This window comes from Citrobacter sp. CK195, from assembly GCF_030333365.1.
Classification (GTDB): Bacteria; Pseudomonadota; Gammaproteobacteria; order Enterobacterales; family Enterobacteriaceae; genus Citrobacter_B; species Citrobacter_B koseri.
In genome coordinates, this window is record NZ_JAOWGB010000021.1 from 260,387 (window position 1) to 279,741 (window position 19,355).

A 19,355-nucleotide genomic window follows, 5' to 3' on the forward strand; every position below is an offset into this window, starting at 1 on the left:
TGCCCTGGTTGTATCAGATGCTGTGAATCGCAAACAATAACGTGTTACGTTGATGATTGAGAATGCATTTTCTGATTGAGTGGATACGCATATTACGACGCGACTGTCCTTCAAGCCAACGCGCTTTACGGCGGCTAGCCTGACGTTGCATGCGCCAGCGTCCCACTTCCGTTCTACTACGCTTCATGTTAACTACTCTTACAGTGCCAGAGCAGGCATTATACCCTCTCGTCAGGAGCAGACCAGCGCTTTTCCGGTGTTTTTATTTGCCAGATGAAGCCTGATGCGTAAACTCTTAACAATACGCTTTCAAAAGGATTTTTAAATTTATGACAACCTTCTACACAGTGGTGAGTTGGCTGGTCATTCTGGGGTACTGGATACTTATTGCCGGTGTGACGTTACGTATTTTAATGAAACGACGCGCCGTTCCCTCCGCGATGGCCTGGCTCTTAATCATCTATATTCTGCCGCTGGTAGGGATTATTGCTTATTTATCATTCGGCGAGCTGCATTTAGGGAAACGCCGCGCCGAACGCGCCAGAGCGATGTGGCCGTCCACCGCTAAGTGGCTGAACGACCTCAAAGCCTGTAAACACATTTTCGCCGAAGAGAACAGCAGCGTCGCTTCGTCACTGTTTAAGCTGTGTGAACGACGCCAGGGAATCGCTGGCGTTAAAGGCAATCAGCTGCAACTGCTGACCGACTCTGACGATGTGATGCAGGCGCTTATCCGCGACATTCAACTGGCGCGCCATAACATTGAGATGGTGTTCTACATCTGGCAGCCCGGCGGCATGGCGGATCAGGTTGCAGAGTCGCTGATGGCGGCGGCGCGACGCGGCATTCATTGCCGTCTGATGCTGGACTCCGCCGGGAGCGTGGCCTTTTTCCGCAGCCCGTGGGCGGCCATGATGCGTAACGCCGGAATTGAAGTAGTTGAGGCGCTGAAGGTCAATCTGATGCGTGTCTTTCTGCGCCGTATGGATTTGCGCCAGCACCGCAAGATGGTGATGATTGATAACTACATCGCCTATACCGGCAGCATGAATATGGTCGATCCGCGTTTCTTCAAACAGGACGCCGGCGTGGGACAATGGGTTGATCTGATGGCAAGAATGGAAGGCCCGGTAGCGACCGCGATGGGGATTGTCTACTCCTGCGACTGGGAAATCGAAACGGGTAAACGCATCCTGCCGCCGCCTCCAGACGTCAATATCATGCCGTTTGAACAGGCCAGCGGACACACCATTCATACTATCGCCTCAGGACCCGGCTTCCCGGAAGATCTGATTCACCAGGCGCTGCTGACGGCAGCCTATTCCGCTCGTGAATATCTGATCATGACAACGCCCTATTTCGTCCCCAGCGACGATTTACTGCACGCGATCTGCACGGCGGCGCAGCGCGGCGTGGATGTCAGCATCATCCTGCCACGTAAAAATGACTCCATGCTGGTCGGCTGGGCCAGCCGCGCCTTTTTCACTGAGCTGCTGGCCGCCGGAGTCAAAATCTATCAGTTTGAAGGTGGATTGTTGCACACCAAGAGCGTGCTGGTGGATGGCGAGCTGAGTCTGGTTGGCACCGTGAACCTGGATATGCGCAGCCTGTGGTTAAATTTTGAAATCACGCTGGTGATTGACGACGCTGGATTCGGCGGCGATCTGGCTGCGGTTCAGGATGATTATATTTCACGTTCTCGCCTGCTTGATGCCCGCCTGTGGGTAAAACGGCCATTATGGCAGCGGATTACTGAGCGACTGTTTTACTTCTTCAGTCCGTTGCTGTAAAACGTGCCCAAGAGACGGTAAACGGGTAGTCATTATGGAAATGGATCTGAACAATCGCCTGACTGAAGACGAAACGCTTGAGCAGGCTTATGATATTTTTCTCGAACTGGCGGCAGATAATCTCGATCCGGCAGATATTATTCTGTTCAATTTACAGTTCGAAGAGCGCGGCGGCGCGGAGTTATTCGATCCGTCAGAAGACTGGCAGGAACACGTTGATTTTGACCTCAACCCTGACTTTTTTGCCGAAGTCGTGATTGGCCTGGCGGATAGCGAAGACGGTGAAATTAACGATATTTTTGCCCGCGTGCTGTTATGCCGCGAAAAAGATCACAAACTTTGCCATATCCTTTGGCGTGAATAAGAAAGACGTCGAGCAATCAGGCTGATGCCAAAAAAAGGGCTGACATCATGTCAGCCCTTAAATTTATAGCGGGTCCACCTTCAGGCAGGAAACCGCATGCCTGAAACTGCCCTCCAGCACCGGTCGGGTTTTCGCACACTCCGGCCCGGCAATCGGGCAACGCGTGCGGAAAACACACCCCGACGGCGGATTGATGGGTGACGGTAATTCCCCTTCCAGCAACTGAATCGTTTTGTTCTTTTCCAGATCGGGGTCGGGAATCGGCACGGCGGACATCAGCGCTTTGGTATAAGGGTGCAGCGGATTGTGATACACCTCATCGTAGGTTCCCAATTCCACCGCATGACCCAGATACATCACTAGCACACGATCGGAAATATGCTTCACCACCGCCAGATCGTGAGCGATGAAGATCAGCGATAATCCCATTTCACGCTGTAGCTGTTGCAGCAGATTCACCACCTGCGCCTGAATCGACACGTCCAGCGCCGAAACCGGCTCATCGCAAATAATCAGCTTCGGCTCCAGGATCAGAGCACGCGCGATACCAATACGCTGGCACTGGCCGCCGGAAAACTCATGCGGGTAACGGTTAATCAGATTCGGCAGCAGCCCCACCTTCATCATCATCGCTTTCACCCGATCGCGCACTTCCTGGCGCGGCAATTTGGGATGATAGGTGCGTAATGGTTCAGCGATGATTTCTCCAATGGTCATGCGTGGGTTCAATGACGCCAGCGGGTCCTGGAAAATCATCTGAATATCGCTGCGTACGTCCCGCCATTCATCAGGTTTCATCCCCAGCAGATCTTTCCCTAACCACGCCACGCGGCCATCGGTCGCTTTCACCAGACCAATAATCGCCCGCGCAAAGGTCGATTTACCGCAGCCGGACTCCCCAACCACCCCCAGCGTTTCACCTTCATACAATCGCAGCGTAACGCCATCGACCGCTTTCAGGGTTTTCGCCGGCTGCCAGAACCACTGTTTGCCATCTTTGATATCGAAATGCACTTTGAGATCGGCAATTTCGAGGAGCACTTTTCTCTCCAGGGTCACAGCATTCATACCAGCTCCTCCACCGGTTTAAAGCAGGCGCGCAAACGCCCCGGACTGAACTCCTCCAGGGGTGGAGTTGAACTGCAAATCTCCATCGCATACGGGCAACGCGGCTGGAATGGACACCCTTTAGGCAAGCGCAGCAAGTTCGGCGGGTTGCCCGGAATGGTCAACATCGTTTCCCCTTCGGCATCCAGACGCGGAACCGCATTAAGCAAACCGATAGAATACGGATGAACAGGCTGGTAAAAGACGTCGCGCGCCTTGCCGTATTCCATCGTACGCCCGGCGTACATCACCAGCACCTTATCGCAAATACCGGCCACGACGCCAAGGTCGTGCGTAATCATGATAATCGCCGTGTTAAATTCGCGTTTCAGTTCATTAAGCAACGTCATGATCTGCGCCTGAACGGTCACGTCCAGCGCGGTTGTCGGTTCATCCGCAATCAGTAATTTCGGCCGACACAGCAGCGCCATCGCAATCATCACACGCTGGCGCATCCCGCCGGAAAACTCATGCGGATACATCTTCATCCGTTTCCGCGCTTCCGGCATTTTCACCGCGTCCAGCATTCTGACAGACTCTTCAAACGCTTCGGCCTTGCTCATACCTTTATGCAGCATCAGCACTTCCATTAACTGCTCGCCAACCCGCATGTACGGGTTAAGAGAGGTCATTGGGTCCTGAAAAATCATTGAGATTTGTTCAGCGCGTAGCCTGTTGAGTTCACGCTCTGGCAGGTTGAGAATTTCGCGGCCGTTAAACGTCGCAGAACCACCAATGCGGCCATTCGCCGCCAGCAGCCCCATCAACGCAAACGCCGTTTGCGATTTGCCTGAACCTGACTCGCCGACAATGCCTAAGGTCTCCCCGGCACGCAGCGTAAAGTTCAGGTCGTTTACGGCCGTCACATCGCCGTCGGGTGTACTAAACGTCACGCGAAGATCTTTCACGTCCAGCAGTGCGTTAGCCCGTTGTTGCGCGAGTGGCGCGGTTGAGGTTTCAATTACGCTCATGGCTGCACTCCTTAACGATCTTTCGGGTCGAGGGCGTCACGCAGGCCATCGCCGATAAAGTTAAAACAGAATAAGGTCACAACGAGAAAACCCGCCGGGAACAGCAGCAACCAGGGTGAAACCTCCATAGAGTTCGCACCATCGCTCAACAATGCGCCCCAACTGCTCAGCGGCTCCTGCGTCCCTAAACCCAGAAAGCTGAGGAAGGATTCAAACAGGATCATGCTCGGCACCAGCAGCGATGCATAAACCACCACCACGCCCAGCACGTTCGGCACAATATGACGCACAACAATACTGACCGTTGAAACCCCGCCAACCTGCGCCGCTTCGATAAACTCTTTGCGTTTCAGGCTTAACGTCTGCCCGCGAACGATACGCGCCATATCCAGCCAGGAGACCATCCCGATCGCCACAAAAATCAGCAGGATGTTTTGGCCGAAGAAGGTCACCAGCAAAATGACGAAGAACATAAACGGAAAGGAGTTGAGGATTTCCAGCAGACGCATCATTACGGAGTCAATTTTGCCGCCAAGATAGCCGGACAGCGACCCGTACAGCGTACCGACAACCACCGCCACCAGCGCGGCAGCAATGCCGACCATCAGCGAGATTCGCCCGCCTATCGCCACACGAACCAGCAGATCGCGCCCGGAGGAGTCCGTACCAAAATAGTGGCCCGACTCCATATCCGGCGCGCTGGACATCATGCCCCAGTCCGTATCGAAATAGGTGAACTGTGACAGCATCGGCGCCAGTGTGACAAACAGCGCGATAATGACCAGAACGACAAGGCTGGCCACCGCCGCGCGGTTATGCATAAAACGACGGTGAGCATCCTGCCACAGGCTGCGCCCTTCAACCTCCAGCTTCTCACTGAAATTCTCCAGCGTCTCGCTGTTTTTCTTACTTAACATCATAGCGAGCTCCAGTATCAGTAACGAATTTTCGGGTCGATAACGGCGTACAGCACATCGACAATCGCATTAAACAGAATGGTGAGCGTACCGACGAGAATGGTCAGACTCAGCACCAGCGAATAGTCGCGGTTCAGCGCCCCGTTCACGAAAAGTTGCCCGATCCCCGGCAAACCATAAATCGTCTCAATAACCATTGAACCCGTAATGATACCGACAAAGGCCGGGCCCATATAAGACAGTACGGGTAACAACGCCGGTTTTAAGGCATGACGGAAGATAATCCGGCGCATCGGCAAACCTTTTGCGCGCGCGGTACGGATAAAGTTGGAGTGCAACACTTCAATCATGGAGCCACGGGTAATACGGGCGATACTGGCGATATAGGCGAGCGACAGCGCGACCATCGGCAAAATCATAAATTTCAGCGCCCCGCCATTCCAGCCGCCGCCGGGCAGCCATTTTAAGGTGATGGCAAATATCATGACTAATAAGGGGGCGACCACGAAACTGGGAATCACGACCCCGGTCATTGCCACCCCCATCACCGTATAATCCCAGCGCGTATTTTGTTTCAGCGCCGCAATCACGCCCGCGCTCACGCCAATAATAACGGCAAGGAAAAAGGCGGCTGCGCCCAGCTTCGCCGAAACCGGGAAACTCGACGCCACCAGATCGTTGACCGTATAGTCCTTATATTTAAACGAAGGCCCAAAATCGCCATGCGCCAGTTGTTTCAGATAGCTGAAGTACTGCGTCATGATGGGATCATTAAGATGGTATTTCGCTTCGATATTCGCCAGCACTTCCGGCGGTAATGCGCGCTCTCCGGTGAAAGGGCTTCCCGGTGCGAGACGCATCATAAAGAACGAAATCGTAATAAGTATAAAAAGCGTCGGAATCGCTTCCAGACAGCGACGTAAAATAAATTTTAACATTGCCCGTACCTTCTGGCGTGTGCCTTTACATCTCGTCATTCAGACGCACTGAAAGAGAGATGTTTATAGTGCGATGAAAATAAGACACTGTGGGGCAAAACACATTTGCCCCACGCTTTGCCATTAATGCTTGATAATATACAAGTTCTTAACGTAGATATTATCCATCGGGTCTTTACCGGTATAGCCGCCTACCCACGGTTTCACCAGACGCGCGTTCACATAGTAATAGAGCGGCACAATCGCAGAATCTTTATCAAGCTGCTGTTCCGCTTTGGCATACAACTCGGTGCGTTGCGCTTCGTCGGTCACTTTCAGCGTGTCGGCAATCAGCTTGTCAAACTCCGGGCTCTTATAGTGAGCGGTGTTGTTTGAGCTGTCGGACAGCATGGTGTTCAGGAAGGACGTCGGTTCATTGTAGTCTGCACACCAGCCCGCACGCGCGACATCAAACGTCCCCTGATGACGGGTATCAAGGAAGGTTTTCCACTCCTGGTTTTCCAGCTTCACGTTGGCGCCCAGGTTTTTCTTCCAGATTGATGCGACCGCGATTGCCAGTTTTTTATGCAGATCGGAGGTGTTGTACAGCAGATCAAACGTTAACGGCTTATCGGCGGTATAACCGGCTTCCGCCAGCAGTTTTTTCGCCTCTTCGTTACGTTTTTCCTGTGACCATGTGAACCACTCAGGCTCAACCAGTTTCGCGCCATCGGTATACGGAGGGGTGTAGCTGTAGGCTGGCAAATCGCCCTGGTTCTTCACTTTATTAACGATAATGTCGCGATCCATCGCCAGTTTCAGCGCGGTGCGAACGCGCACGTCGTTAAACGGCGCTTTCTGGTTATTAATTTCGTAATAGTAAGTGCACAGATACGGGTCAACGCGCACTTCATTTGGGATCTCTTTTTTCAGCTTCTGGAATAACTCAATCGGCATGTTGTTATAGGTCATGTCGATTTCACCGCTGCGGTAGCGGTTCACATCAGTTACTTCAGAAGAGATTGGCAGATAAGTCACCTGGTTGATAACCGTTTTATCGTTATCCCAGTACTGGGTATTACGTTCCAGAACAATCCGCTCGTTGACGACCCAGTTTTTGAGTTTATACGCGCCGTTGGTCACGATATTCGCAGGTTGGGTCCATTTCTCGCCAAATTTTTCCACAGCCGCTTTAGGAACCGGAGAAACGGACGGGTGAACCAACAGTTTGTAGAAATAAGGTACCGGTTCGCTCAGCGTCACTTCGAACGTATTATCGTCGATGGCTTTTACGCCGAGATCGGTCGCCGGTTTTTTGCCCGCAATAATGTCATCGATATTCGCGATGTGCCCGTATTGCAAATAGCTGGCATACGGTGATGCGGTGTTCGGATTTGCCAGGCGCTGCCAGCTATATACAAAATCGTGCGCGGTAACAGGCGTGCCGTCTGACCATTTTGCGTTTTTACGCAGATGGAATGTCCAGACTTTAAAATCTTTATTTTCCCACTTTTCAGCAACGCCCGGTGACGGGTGGCCTTCAACGTCGCTGATCAGTAAACCTTCAAACAGGTCGCGGCTGACGTTTGACTCCGGGACACCCTCAATTTTATGTGGGTCGAGAGACTGAACTTCAGAACCATTATTGCGAACCAGCGTCTGCTTGTCAGACAGCTGAACACCTGCCGGGACATCTGCGGCCATTGCGACATTCCCGCCGATTAGCGCAGTTAAAATCCCCGCCGCCAGCAAACTTTTTTTTGTGATGTTGGACATTGTGTTTGTACTCCACTCATTATAATTACTGGTTTTCTTAACCAGCCTGTTTAATCCCGTTAGGGTCCTGTACAGCACTGGAGATTTTGCTGCTGCCAGGTCGTTTACTGCTTTGCTATCACCGACTTTATTTATTCTAACGATTCGTACGATCGCCTTACGTCGATTCCGTATCCGCCTCCCCTGTCAGAGACGGACATTTATTCTGTCTGGTGCAAGAAGCTTATTGAAAATAATTCTCATCACCGCAAAATCTTCTGCAAAATATCTGGCCGGAAAGTACCAAATGCGTTTCTTAACCGCCAATACATTTTACAGATTTGTTAACTAATTCTCTTTTACGGAAAAATTTTTGACCAGAAAGACATCTCCAAAAGAGACGTTTAGGAAAAATTATTTGCCCAGTCAATACGTTAACTACTCACCCACAGTCTGACCTCGTTCTGTTGCTGCCGTCAGGCCAAAATGCACATAAATTTAACAATTGGTTATTATTTAGCACATTCATCTGAGAGAGCGTTGAAATAACTAATAACATTTCGATAATCCTTCATCAAGCCCCAGAGTATGATGTTAAGAAAATAACAGGCGACATAACGGCAGGCGTGAATGTTATTAGAATAATTTATAATAGAATCAATAACAAAGAGGCATAAACATTATCAGTATCTTTTATTATTTCAACGCTGAATTTCAACTTTAGTGAGAAGATTTACTGATAATGGAAAAGAAACGGAGCCTGAAGCGGCTCCGTTTTATCGGTCAGGATCGTTAATTCAGTAAACCGGGGAAAATCGCTTTAATCCCCGTAACAATGAATTCAATGCCCAATGCCATCAGCAACAAGCCCATAATACGCGTAATGACGTTGATGCCCGTTTGCCCCAATAACCGCACCAGCCAGGGCGCCATGCGGAACACTCCCCAACAACAGAACGCAAACAGAGCGATGGCCACAGAGAAGCCGATTAAATGCATAATGGTGTGGTAACGCGTTCCCCACACAATCGTCGAACTAATGGCCCCCGGCCCTGCCATTAATGGTAAGGCCAGCGGAACCACGCCAATACTTTCGCGAATGGCGGTCTCTGATTTTTCCTGTTTGTTTTGCTTATCTTCACCCAGCTTCCCGCTGATCATCGACATCGCGATCGTCACCACCAGAATCCCACCGGCAATTCTGAACGAATCGATCGAAATGCCGAAGAGTTGCAAAATGCCATCTCCGAGAAAGAGCGAAATCCACAAAATGATGGCTACCGACAGGTTTGCCGTGAGATTTGTTTTGTTGCGCGCCGCTGCCGTCTGGTAGCTGGTCATGCTGATAAAGACGGGGATAATCCCTACCGGGTTTACCAGCGCAAATAACCCTATGAAAAACTTGGAATAAACAGGAAAATCAAAAAGCGTTTGGGTCACGGTTAGCTCCGAAACGTTAGCCGGATAAATGATGTCGATAAAAATGGTGAAAAACGCGCTGAAGATACGCCTTTTGTCAGCATATTTCACCTCCTGACTGCTTGAAATTACGACTATTTCTCGGTGTTATAAATATGTGTAGATTATGCTAACTTCACCTCTATTCATCACCACTATTTATTAACACTTGGCGGAAATGGCTCAAATGGGCTGCTGAAAGGTGTCAGCTTTGCTTAAATTTGATCTGGATCACGCAATTACTACTCAGAAGTGAGTAACCTTGCTTACGCCACCTGGAGGTAACGCGTTAGAGTTAGATAACGCTATCGCTTAAGCTCTTTTAGTAAATCAGAGCGAAATGGACGTTAAGTAACCGTTTGATTTTCAGACTGTTATACAAACTTTCGTCAATCTGTCTATACTCTCGTATCGAGCAGATGATTTACTAAAAAAGTTTAACATTATCAGGAGAGCATTATGGCTGTTACTAATGTCGCTGAACTTAACGCACTCGTAGAGCGTGTGAAAAAAGCCCAGCGTGAATATGCCAGTTTCACTCAAGAACAGGTTGACAAAATCTTCCGCGCCGCCGCTCTGGCTGCCGCAGATGCTCGAATTCCCCTCGCTAAGATGGCCGTTGCCGAATCCGGCATGGGTATCATCGAAGATAAAGTGATTAAAAACCACTTCGCCTCCGAATACATCTATAACGCCTATAAAGATGAAAAAACCTGTGGTGTGCTGTCTGAAGACGACACCTTCGGAACTATCACCATTGCTGAACCGATTGGTATCATCTGCGGTATCGTACCGACCACTAACCCGACGTCTACTGCGATCTTTAAGTCTCTGATTAGCCTGAAGACGCGTAACGCAATCATCTTCTCTCCGCATCCGCGCGCCAAAGATGCAACGAACAAAGCGGCTGACATCGTTTTGCAGGCGGCTATCGCTGCGGGCGCGCCGAAAGACCTGATTGGCTGGATCGATCAACCTTCCGTTGAACTGTCTAACGCGCTGATGCACCACCCTGATATCAACCTGATCCTGGCGACAGGCGGTCCGGGCATGGTTAAAGCTGCATACAGCTCTGGTAAACCGGCTATCGGCGTTGGTGCAGGTAACACGCCGGTTGTTATCGACGAAACAGCAGATATCAAACGTGCGGTGGCTTCCGTACTGATGTCCAAAACTTTCGATAACGGCGTAATCTGTGCATCTGAACAGTCCGTTGTTGTTGTTGACTCCGTTTATGACGCAGTTCGCGAACGTTTCGCCAGCCACGGCGGCTACCTGCTGCAAGGCAAAGAGCTGAAAGCCGTTCAGGACGTTATCCTGAAAAATGGCGCGCTGAACGCGGCTATCGTTGGTCAACCGGCATATAAAATTGCTGAACTGGCAGGCTTCACCGTACCAGAAACCACTAAGATTCTGATCGGCGAAGTAACGGCTGTTGATGATAGCGAACCGTTCGCTCACGAAAAACTGTCTCCGACGCTGGCAATGTATCGCGCTAAAGACTTCGAAGACGCTGTTGATAAAGCAGAAAAACTGGTTGCAATGGGCGGTATCGGTCATACCTCCTGCCTGTACACCGACCAGGACAACCAGCCAGAACGCGTTGCTTACTTCGGTCAGATGATGAAAACCGCGCGTATCCTGATTAACACCCCGGCTTCTCAGGGTGGTATCGGCGACCTGTATAACTTCAAACTCGCACCTTCCCTGACTCTGGGTTGTGGTTCCTGGGGTGGTAACTCCATCTCTGAAAACGTTGGTCCGAAACACCTGATCAACAAGAAAACCGTTGCTAAGCGAGCTGAAAACATGTTGTGGCACAAACTTCCGAAATCTATCTACTTCCGCCGTGGCTCTCTGCCAATCGCGCTGGATGAAGTGATTACTGATGGCCACAAACGTGCGCTCATCGTGACCGACCGTTTCCTGTTCAACAATGGCTATGCTGACCAGATCACCTCCGTGCTGAAAGCGGCTGGCGTTGAAACTGAAGTCTTCTTTGAAGTTGAAGCTGACCCGACGCTGACTATCGTTCGTAAAGGCGCAGAGCTGGCGAACTCCTTCAAACCAGACGTGATCATCGCGCTGGGCGGCGGCTCCCCGATGGATGCGGCGAAAATCATGTGGGTCATGTACGAACATCCTGAAACCCACTTCGAAGAACTGGCGCTGCGCTTTATGGACATCCGTAAACGTATCTACAAGTTCCCGAAAATGGGCGTGAAAGCGAAAATGGTCGCAATCACTACCACTTCCGGTACTGGTTCTGAAGTAACGCCGTTTGCTGTTGTTACCGACGATGCGACCGGTCAGAAATATCCGCTGGCAGACTATGCGCTGACGCCGGATATGGCGATTGTCGATGCGAACCTGGTTATGGACATGCCGAAGTCTCTGTGTGCTTTCGGTGGTCTGGATGCGGTCACTCACGCTCTGGAAGCCTACGTTTCCGTACTGGCATCTGAGTTCTCTGACGGTCAGGCTTTGCAGGCACTGAAACTGCTGAAAGAAAACCTGCCAGCGTCCTACCACGAAGGGTCTAAAAACCCGGTAGCGCGTGAACGCGTTCACAGTGCAGCGACTATCGCCGGTATCGCGTTTGCGAACGCCTTCCTGGGTGTGTGCCACTCTATGGCGCATAAACTGGGTTCTCAGTTCCACATTCCGCACGGTCTGGCAAACGCCCTGCTGATTTGTAACGTTATCCGTTACAACGCGAACGACAACCCGACCAAGCAGACTGCGTTCAGCCAGTATGACCGTCCGCAGGCTCGCCGTCGCTATGCAGAAATCGCCGACCATCTGGGTCTGAGCGCACCGGGCGACCGTACTGCCGCTAAGATCGAGAAACTGCTGGCATGGCTGGAAAGCGTGAAAGCGGAACTGGGTATTCCTAAGTCTATCCGTGAAGCTGGCGTGCAGGAAGCTGACTTCCTTGCTCATGTAGACAAGCTGTCTGAAGATGCATTCGATGACCAGTGCACCGGCGCTAACCCGCGTTACCCGCTGATCTCCGAGCTGAAACAGATTCTGCTGGATACCTACTACGGCCGTGAATTCACTGAAGGTGAAGTTGCTGCGAAGAAAGAAGCTGCCGCACCGAAAGCTGACAAGAAAGCGAAGAAATCTGCTTAATTCGTTAGCCCAGGCGACATTCTGAAAAAGCCCCCGTCTTCGGGGGCTTTTTTTTGCCTGATGGCGGCACAAGCGCCTTATCAGGCCTACAGGTTCTGCATAGCGTTGTAGGGGTTGCCTGATGGCGGCGCAAGCGCCTTATCCGGCCTACAGAACGCACGAATCACGCGTGGCGGTGTTTCTCCTGAATCGACGTCAGGGAGCCTTCGGCAAGGGCTTCTTTGTAATGCTTGCGGCATACGGAGACATAACGCTCGTTCCCACCAATCACAACCTGCTCCCCTTCATTATAAGGTCTGCCAGACTGATCAAGACGCAATACCATGCTTGCCTTACGCCCACAAAAACAGATTGTCTTTAATTCGACGAGTTTATCTGACCACGCGAGTAAGTATTGGCTGCCGCCAAATAACTCGCCACGAAAATCAGTACGCAACCCGTAACACAACACCGGAATATCCAGTTGGTCAACAACCTCAGATAATTCGTACACCTGCTGGCGAGTCAAAAACTGACACTCATCAACCAGAACGCAATGTATTGTCTGTTGCGCATTCTCGGTGCGAATCTCTTCAAACAACGATGAATTTTGGTTAAACAATTTTGCTGGCGAGGAGAGACCGATACGCGAACTGACTTTACCGGCGCCGAAGCGGTCATCAATTTCCGCTGTATATACAACGGTACGCATCCCGCGTTCCTGATAATTGTATGAAGATTGCAGCAATGCAGTCGACTTACCCGCATTCATTGCCGAATAGTAGAAATATAGCTGTGCCATTGGCAGCAGGCCCTCACCTGGCTGAAATAAAGATTGGGCGGGATTGTATCATAATTTACCGGCATGTCGGGGGCGCCTCGTCACGCCTCCGGTATAAAGAATTGAGCAAACATCGTTCGGTTATACACATTCCTTCACAAATTGTGCCTAAGATATTCATCAATGCTGCTTATCATCTCATCGCATAACCGGGCGCTCATACTTATTGTTACGCTTCCTCATAAATGTGGCAACGTATTAGGACTTTCCCGTAAGGGAAACTAATACAAAAGGTTGAAATTACTGCAATGACAGCCTATTCCACCCTGATAAAATGTGACTAAAATCCTGGAATTTTAACGTTATGCCAGGAGTAACCTCGTTGCCAATAAGCTCTTTTTTGTGCGGTTCTTCAAGAAAAATTTAAGATGGGATAATTAATATCTGTACTTAATAAAGAGCAATTTTGAATTCCTTACATTCCAGGCTATTGCACATCTGAATTTATCGCTCTATTATTAGCTCAACAAACCACCCCCAATATAAGTTTGAGATTACTACAATGAGCGAAGCACTTAAAATTCTGAACAACATCCGTACTCTTCGTGCACAGGCAAGAGAATGTACCCTGGAAACGCTTGAAGAAATGCTGGAAAAATTAGAAGTTGTTGTTAACGAGCGTCGCGAAGAAGAAAGCGCCGCCGCAGCTGAAGTTGAAGAGCGTACCCGTAAACTGCAACAATATCGTGAAATGCTGATTGCCGACGGTATTGATCCGAACGAACTGCTGAATAGCATGGCTGCCGTTAAATCTGGCACTAAAGCTAAACGCGCTGCTCGTCCGGCTAAATATAGCTACGTTGATGAAAACGGTGAAACGAAAACTTGGACTGGCCAGGGTCGTACACCGGCAGTGATCAAAAAAGCGATGGAAGAACAAGGTAAACAACTGGACGATTTCCTGATCAAGGGATAATTCGGAATATGTTTGCTTAAAATCCCGCCAGTGGCGGGATTTTTTTTGCCCTTCCCTCATACCTCTTCTGTTCAGGGCAAAAAAAACGGCGCTGTTAAACAGCGCCGCGCCTTTCAGATTATACCGCTTACTTCTTAATACCCAGCTCGTCTTCAAGCCATGCTTTAAATTCAGTGCCCAGAGAATTATGACGGATGCCATATTCAACGAACGCCTGCATGTAACCTAATTTATTACCGCAGTCGTGGCTTTTGCCCTTCATATGGTAGGCTTCGACCGTTTCTTTTTCGATCAGCATATCAATCGCGTCGGTCAGCTGAATTTCGTCGCCCGCTCCCGGAGGGGTTTTCGCCAGCAGAGGCCAGATGTCCGCGCTCAGGACATAACGGCCAACTACCGCGAGATTAGACGGCGCGACATCCGCTTTCGGCTTCTCTACAACGCCAACCATCGGCACGCTTTCGCCCGGTGCCAGCGCCGCGCCTTTGCAATCAACAACGCCGTACGCGGTTACATCTTCAACAGGCTCAACCATAATCTGGCTACAGCCGGTTTCGTCAAAACGACGAATCATTTCAGCAAGGTTATCCTGAGACAGATCGGATTCGTATTCATCCAGAATAACGTCCGGCAGAATCACCGCGACGGGCTCATTACCAACAACAGGATGCGCGCACAATACGGCATGACCCAGGCCTTTCGCCAGCCCCTGACGCACCTGCATAATCGTTACGTGCGGAGGGCAAATAGATTGCACCTCTTCCAGCAGCTGACGCTTAACACGTTTTTCCAGCATAGCTTCCAGCTCGAAGCTGGTATCGAAATGGTTTTCGATCGAGTTTTTGGAAGAGTGCGTCACCAGTACAATTTCAGTGATGCCCGCAGCAATACATTCATTCACGACATACTGAATTAATGGCTTATCAACCAGCGGCAGCATCTCTTTCGGGATCGCTTTCGTCGCCGGTAACATCCTGGTTCCTAATCCCGCGACCGGGATAACGGCTTTTTTGACTTTCGAATTTAGGGCAGCCATTTAAAAATCTCCTGGACTGTTCATGTATTGAACGTGTTCATCAATCTGTATCGCATCCGAGTATATCAGCACTGGTACAAGCCTCAGTTCCGAAAAGGACGCGTGTTAGTATAATTAAGACAAATACGTATAATCTGGCGCTGATAGTAGCACCCACAGAGAAAGGCGGGTAAATCAATTTCACTTTGCCTTTTCATTTGCTCATTCCGCAGACAACATAAGACGCAAACGCCCACCCGCGCCCCAAATTTGGCACTGCCATGACTCACAGCGTTGGCTTAATTGGTTCAGGTAGGTATTGCCCAATGTGCCCAGCGGAACGCCATTACTGATCTGTACCTGGTGAGAACCGGTATTTAACGTCGCATTCAGGCCTGCTGAAACCAGTATCAAATTTTTAAGACCGCTGTGGTAATAACCCACTAATAGCGGAAACTGTCCCGGCAAATTCGCCTGCCGAAGCAGATGATTGACCTGTTTCAATAACGCCCCCAGTTCCGGCAGACGCTGATTCTGATGAGTGAGCTGTTCCTGCAATAAGCCATTAAATAGCGCCCGCAGTAATAACGCGGCCAGTACGCCATTATCCCCTGCCCGCGTCACGTCGAGGCAATAAAAAGCGAGATCGTTATCAGACAGCGGCGCAATATCCAGCACCAGACCGGGTTTGTCTGCCGCAACAAGTTGGCGGTAATTGATTCGGCAATGCGAGATAACCTGCTGAACCGGAGGTTGCAACTCCTGCAACAGCTTTGCTGCCGCCACCGGGTTATCAACCATCGCATCCCAGTCCCGAAACAGGCGTTCTTCTTCTTCAACCCGAGAGTTAAACATATTGGGATAGAGGCAGGCGAAGACGGTTTCCCGCAGACGATTGAGATCTTTCACTGGCTTTAGCAGGACGTCCTCAACACCCAGTCGCAGCGCTTTGGCGATATCTGCCATATTTTCTGTCGCCGAGATAACCAGAATGGGGGTCTGATCGCCCCGATTACGTAAATGCTCTACCAGTTTGAGACCGTTCATCCTTGGCATCGCAAGATCGCAGATCATCAGATCAGGCGTAAAACTTCCCAGTAACTCCAGGGCGTCAAGACCATCGCCCGCCAGTGCCGTTGTCGCTCCCAAAGAGGAAAACCACGAATCCAGAAGCGAGCGAAATACAGGCTCGTCCTCCACAATAAGAATCTGTTTTCCGACCAATGGCTGCGTCATGTTTTCTCCCCTGACTGGCTTTAGTAAATAGTGGCATGCTATTGCCGCTCGCGCCTGTCAGAATTTGCTTAAGTGTGTATAAAAGGTGCGTTAAACGTCGGTACGCACCAAAGGCAAAAGTTCGTCCATCTTTTTCTCTACCGCCAGTTGTCCCGCAGCAATAGCGGCACTGGCACGGTGGAAGTCCAACGTGGATATTTGCGGACAGAACGGTTGAATCAGAATATCCGGCGGGTCGCCTGCCATTCGGTTGCGTTTAAGGCGGTTTTCCAGCACCTGAATGGACGTTGTCATAATCTCCATCGCCGTTGGCGCGGTGACCGCACGGCGTGAAGTCATGCTGCTGAGGCGTTCTTTCAAACGCGCATGCCAGGAGAGCGAATCATCACTCTCGTCGTTATCATTGCTAACATTCAAAGACAAAAGATCTTGCTGCATGAGGTGCGCATCGTGCTGAAGGTCGACCGCAATAACAATATCGGCGCCCATCGCACGCGTCAGAGAGACAGGAACAGGGTTAACGACGGCGCCATCCACCAGCCAGTAGCCGTTATGCGCCACCGGAGACATCAGACCTGGCATACTGCAAGACGCGCGAACCGCAAGGTGCAGGTCGCCTTCGGTAAACCACAATTCTCGCCCTGTACTCAGGTTGGTCGCCACCGTACCAAAACGTCGGGTGCATTGTTCAAAATCCAGTACCGGCATAACGTTCCGGTACTGATTGAAAACGCGCTCGCCGCGCAGCAACCCTCCTCTGCGCCAGGAGAGATCCATCAGGCGCAGGACATCCCAGTAACTGAACGAACACACCCACTGTTCAAGCGCGGGCAGTTTATTGCAGGCGTATGCGGCGCCAACCAGCGAACCAATTGAACATCCCGCCACGATATCGATATCAATGCCCATGTGTTTCAGGGCTTTGATGACACCAATATGCGACCATCCTCTTGCGGCGCCGGAACCTAGCGCCAGCCCTATTTTAATTTTTCTCATCGTACGTAAAAACTTCCCCTGGCTTCCAGACGTAGCAACATCGTCACCACTCGGTTAACATAGCGCTACCCTGGCGTTTGTACGCCGTTTTTTTTATCCAGGGAGATGATTGTGTCTCAGCTTTGTCCCTGCGGTAGCGCTGTCGAGTATAGCCTATGTTGCGGCCCTATTGTGTCCGGTGAGCGAGTTGCACCCGATCCGTCACATCTCATGCGTTCTCGCTACTGCGCTTTTGTGATGAAAGACGCAAATTACCTGATTAGAACCTGGCATCCCGCATGTGGTGCAACCGCCTTTCGGGACGATATTGTCGCGGGGTTCGCCCATACTGAGTGGCTTGGGTTGACCATTTTTGAAGAGAGCGGGTCAGACGCGGAAAACACAGGGTATGTCAGTTTTGTGGCCCGTTTTATCGAACAGGGAACACCCGGCGCGATTATTGAACGTTCGCGTTTCTTAAAAGAAAACGGTCAGTGGTACTATATTGACGGTACGCGCCCCCAGTTTGGTCGAAACGATCCCTGCCCCTGCGGGTCCGGCAAAAAATTTAAAAAGTGCTGCGGCTAAAACGCCTGACAGTGCTGATACAGCAAACACATTAAACAGGATTTACCCGGTAATGCACTCACTACAACGAAAAGTTCTGCGCACTATCTGCCCCGATCAGAAGGGCCTCATCGCGCGTATTACAAATATCTGCTACAAGCACGAACTCAATATCGTGCAAAACAACGAATTTGTTGACCACCGAACCGGGCGCTTCTTTATGCGCACAGAGCTGGAAGGCATTTTTAATGATGTCACGCTGCTTGCCGATCTCGACAGCGCATTACCGGAAGGTTCGGTGCGCGAGCTAAATCCTGCCGGGCGTCGCCGCATCGTCATTCTGGTCACCAAAGAAGCGCATTGTCTGGGCGACCTGTTAATGAAAGCCAACTATGGCGGGCTCGACGTTGAGATTGCCGCCGTAATCGGCAACCACGAAACCCTGCGACCTCTGGTTGAACGTTTTGATATTCCTTTCGAGCTGGTCAGCCACGAAGGGTTAACGCGCGACGAGCACGATAAACAGATGGCGGACGCCATTGATGCGCACCAGCCTGATTATGTCGTGCTGGCTAAGTATATGCGCGTCCTGACACCGGAATTCGTTTCCCGCTTCCCGAATAAGATTATCAATATTCACCATTCGTTCCTGCCGGCTTTTATTGGCGCACGTCCTTACCATCAGGCTTATGAGCGTGGCGTGAAAATTATCGGCGCTACCGCGCACTACGTGAACGATAATCTGGACGAAGGCCCGATCATTATGCAGGACGTAATTCATGTCGATCACACCTATACGGCTGAGGATATGATGCGTGCAGGGCGTGATGTTGAAAAGAATGTGTTAAGCCGCGCATTGTATAAGGTGCTGGCCCAGCGTGTGTTTGTTTACGGGAATCGCACCATCATTCTGTAATCGTCAACGATATGAATTGATTAGCTTTACTCCGTTACGGATGAAAAGTACGCAAACAGTTCATTTTAAGCAAAGGAATGCTTTACAGCGGCGTGTCATTTGATATGATGCGCCCCGCTTCCCAACAGGAAGCAGGCCAGTACAAAGCATTACCCCGTGGTGGGGTTCCCGAGCGGCCAAAGGGAGCAGACTGTAAATCTGCCGTCATCGACTTCGAAGGTTCGAATCCTTCCCCCACCACCATCTCTTCGCAAGACCTCTACAATTTGAATTACCCCTGGTGGGGTTCCCGAGTGGCCAAAGGGAGCAGACTGTAAATCTGCCGTCATCGACTTCGAAGGTTCGAATCCTTCCCCCACCACCATTACTTATCTGTTGCACCCCAGCCAAATTAAATTCCTGTACTCCATATTTTGCCCGGTGGCACTCCGTTTACCGGGCCTACATGATCACATAACCACATGTTATGTCCGATCGTAGGCCGGATAAGGCGCAG

17 protein-coding genes and 2 tRNA genes are annotated in these 19,355 nt (G+C 50.7%); 8 read left to right on the forward strand and 11 right to left on the reverse strand.

The features are described 5' to 3' along the window. Window positions 1-13 precede the first annotated feature (13 nt). On the reverse strand, window positions 14-187 hold the full coding sequence (locus OGX93_RS04440; protein ID WP_012132207.1) for a YciY family protein: 174 nt from the start codon (window positions 185-187) through the stop codon (window positions 14-16). A gap of 142 nt (window positions 188-329) precedes the next feature. Here OGX93_RS04440 and cls point away from each other — a divergent pair, with 142 nt between their 5' ends. Both cls and OGX93_RS04450 read left to right on the forward strand, forming a co-directional pair. After that, on the forward strand, window positions 330-1,790 hold the full coding sequence (gene cls / locus OGX93_RS04445; RefSeq protein WP_012132206.1) for a cardiolipin synthase: 1,461 nt from the start codon (window positions 330-332) through the stop codon (window positions 1,788-1,790). A gap of 34 nt (window positions 1,791-1,824) precedes the next feature. Further along, window positions 1,825-2,154, forward strand: a complete 330-nt coding sequence (locus OGX93_RS04450; protein WP_012132205.1) for an HI1450 family dsDNA-mimic protein — start codon at window positions 1,825-1,827, stop codon at window positions 2,152-2,154. Window positions 2,155-2,217: 63 nt separating this feature from the next. Here the strand turns inward: OGX93_RS04450 and oppF are convergent, their stop codons facing one another. From oppF to OGX93_RS04480, 6 genes are all read right to left on the reverse strand, one after another. Then, window positions 2,218-3,222, reverse strand: a complete 1,005-nt coding sequence (gene oppF / locus OGX93_RS04455) for a murein tripeptide/oligopeptide ABC transporter ATP-binding protein OppF (RefSeq protein WP_058669233.1) — start codon at window positions 3,220-3,222, stop codon at window positions 2,218-2,220. Further along, on the reverse strand, window positions 3,219-4,232 hold the full coding sequence (gene oppD, locus OGX93_RS04460; RefSeq protein ID WP_012132203.1) for a murein tripeptide/oligopeptide ABC transporter ATP-binding protein OppD: 1,014 nt from the start codon (window positions 4,230-4,232) through the stop codon (window positions 3,219-3,221). Before oppD ends, oppF begins: the two co-directional genes overlap by 4 nt. A gap of 11 nt (window positions 4,233-4,243) precedes the next feature. Next, complete coding sequence (gene oppC / locus OGX93_RS04465; protein WP_286449570.1) at window positions 4,244-5,152, reverse strand: oligopeptide ABC transporter permease OppC; 909 nt, start codon at window positions 5,150-5,152, stop codon at window positions 4,244-4,246. A 14-nt stretch (window positions 5,153-5,166) separates the two neighbouring features. Further along, entirely contained in the window at window positions 5,167-6,087 is a 921-nt protein-coding gene (gene oppB / locus OGX93_RS04470) for an oligopeptide ABC transporter permease OppB (RefSeq protein ID WP_012132201.1), read from the reverse strand. Between the two features lie 123 nt (window positions 6,088-6,210). After that, window positions 6,211-7,842, reverse strand: a complete 1,632-nt coding sequence (gene oppA, locus OGX93_RS04475; protein WP_012132200.1) for an oligopeptide ABC transporter substrate-binding protein OppA — start codon at window positions 7,840-7,842, stop codon at window positions 6,211-6,213. A 771-nt stretch (window positions 7,843-8,613) separates the two neighbouring features. Continuing rightward, window positions 8,614-9,261 carry a YchE family NAAT transporter gene (locus OGX93_RS04480; RefSeq protein WP_024130298.1) on the reverse strand — a complete coding sequence of 216 codons (648 nt, stop codon included), beginning with the start codon at window positions 9,259-9,261 and terminating at the stop codon, window positions 8,614-8,616. A 477-nt stretch (window positions 9,262-9,738) separates the two neighbouring features. Here OGX93_RS04480 and adhE point away from each other — a divergent pair, with 477 nt between their 5' ends. Next, entirely contained in the window at window positions 9,739-12,414 is a 2,676-nt protein-coding gene (adhE, locus tag OGX93_RS04485; protein WP_047463440.1) for a bifunctional acetaldehyde-CoA/alcohol dehydrogenase, read from the forward strand. Window positions 12,415-12,577: 163 nt separating this feature from the next. Here adhE and tdk read toward each other — a convergent pair whose 3' ends face one another. Then, entirely contained in the window at window positions 12,578-13,195 is a 618-nt protein-coding gene (gene tdk, locus OGX93_RS04490) for a thymidine kinase (RefSeq protein WP_134769371.1), read from the reverse strand. A gap of 541 nt (window positions 13,196-13,736) precedes the next feature. Between tdk and hns the strand changes: the two genes are divergently transcribed. Beyond that, window positions 13,737-14,150: a histone-like nucleoid-structuring protein H-NS gene (hns, locus tag OGX93_RS04495; RefSeq protein ID WP_012132196.1), complete on the forward strand. Its 414-nt coding sequence runs from the start codon at window positions 13,737-13,739 to the stop codon at window positions 14,148-14,150. A 127-nt stretch (window positions 14,151-14,277) separates the two neighbouring features. Here the strand turns inward: hns and galU are convergent, their stop codons facing one another. The 3 genes from galU to rssA form a co-directional block, all read right to left on the reverse strand. After that, window positions 14,278-15,186 (reverse strand): UTP--glucose-1-phosphate uridylyltransferase GalU, encoded by a 909-nt coding sequence (galU, locus tag OGX93_RS04500; protein WP_110494195.1) that lies wholly within the window; start codon window positions 15,184-15,186, stop codon window positions 14,278-14,280. A 201-nt stretch (window positions 15,187-15,387) separates the two neighbouring features. Continuing rightward, window positions 15,388-16,401, reverse strand: a complete 1,014-nt coding sequence (rssB, locus tag OGX93_RS04505) for a two-component system response regulator RssB (RefSeq protein WP_114847856.1) — start codon at window positions 16,399-16,401, stop codon at window positions 15,388-15,390. A gap of 90 nt (window positions 16,402-16,491) precedes the next feature. Continuing rightward, a complete protein-coding gene (rssA, locus tag OGX93_RS04510; RefSeq protein ID WP_012132192.1) occupies window positions 16,492-17,397 on the reverse strand; it encodes a patatin-like phospholipase RssA in 906 nt (301 codons plus the stop codon). 111 nt (window positions 17,398-17,508) lie between these two features. On the opposite strand from rssA, the gene OGX93_RS04515 reads away from it, so the two are divergent. The 4 genes from OGX93_RS04515 to OGX93_RS04530 all read left to right on the forward strand — a co-directional run bounded on the left by OGX93_RS04515 (window position 17,509) and on the right by OGX93_RS04530 (window position 19,223). After that, window positions 17,509-17,964 (forward strand): YchJ family protein, encoded by a 456-nt coding sequence (locus OGX93_RS04515; protein ID WP_115182331.1) that lies wholly within the window; start codon window positions 17,509-17,511, stop codon window positions 17,962-17,964. A gap of 52 nt (window positions 17,965-18,016) precedes the next feature. Next, the gene (purU, locus tag OGX93_RS04520) at window positions 18,017-18,859 is read left to right on the forward strand and encodes a formyltetrahydrofolate deformylase (RefSeq protein ID WP_012132190.1); all 843 of its coding nucleotides are present in this window, start codon (window positions 18,017-18,019) and stop codon (window positions 18,857-18,859) included. Window positions 18,860-19,017: 158 nt separating this feature from the next. Continuing rightward, window positions 19,018-19,102: transfer RNA gene (locus OGX93_RS04525), tRNA-Tyr, on the forward strand. Window positions 19,103-19,138: 36 nt separating this feature from the next. Continuing rightward, window positions 19,139-19,223 (forward strand) — tRNA-Tyr (locus OGX93_RS04530). The last annotated feature ends 132 nt before the right edge of the window (window positions 19,224-19,355 follow it).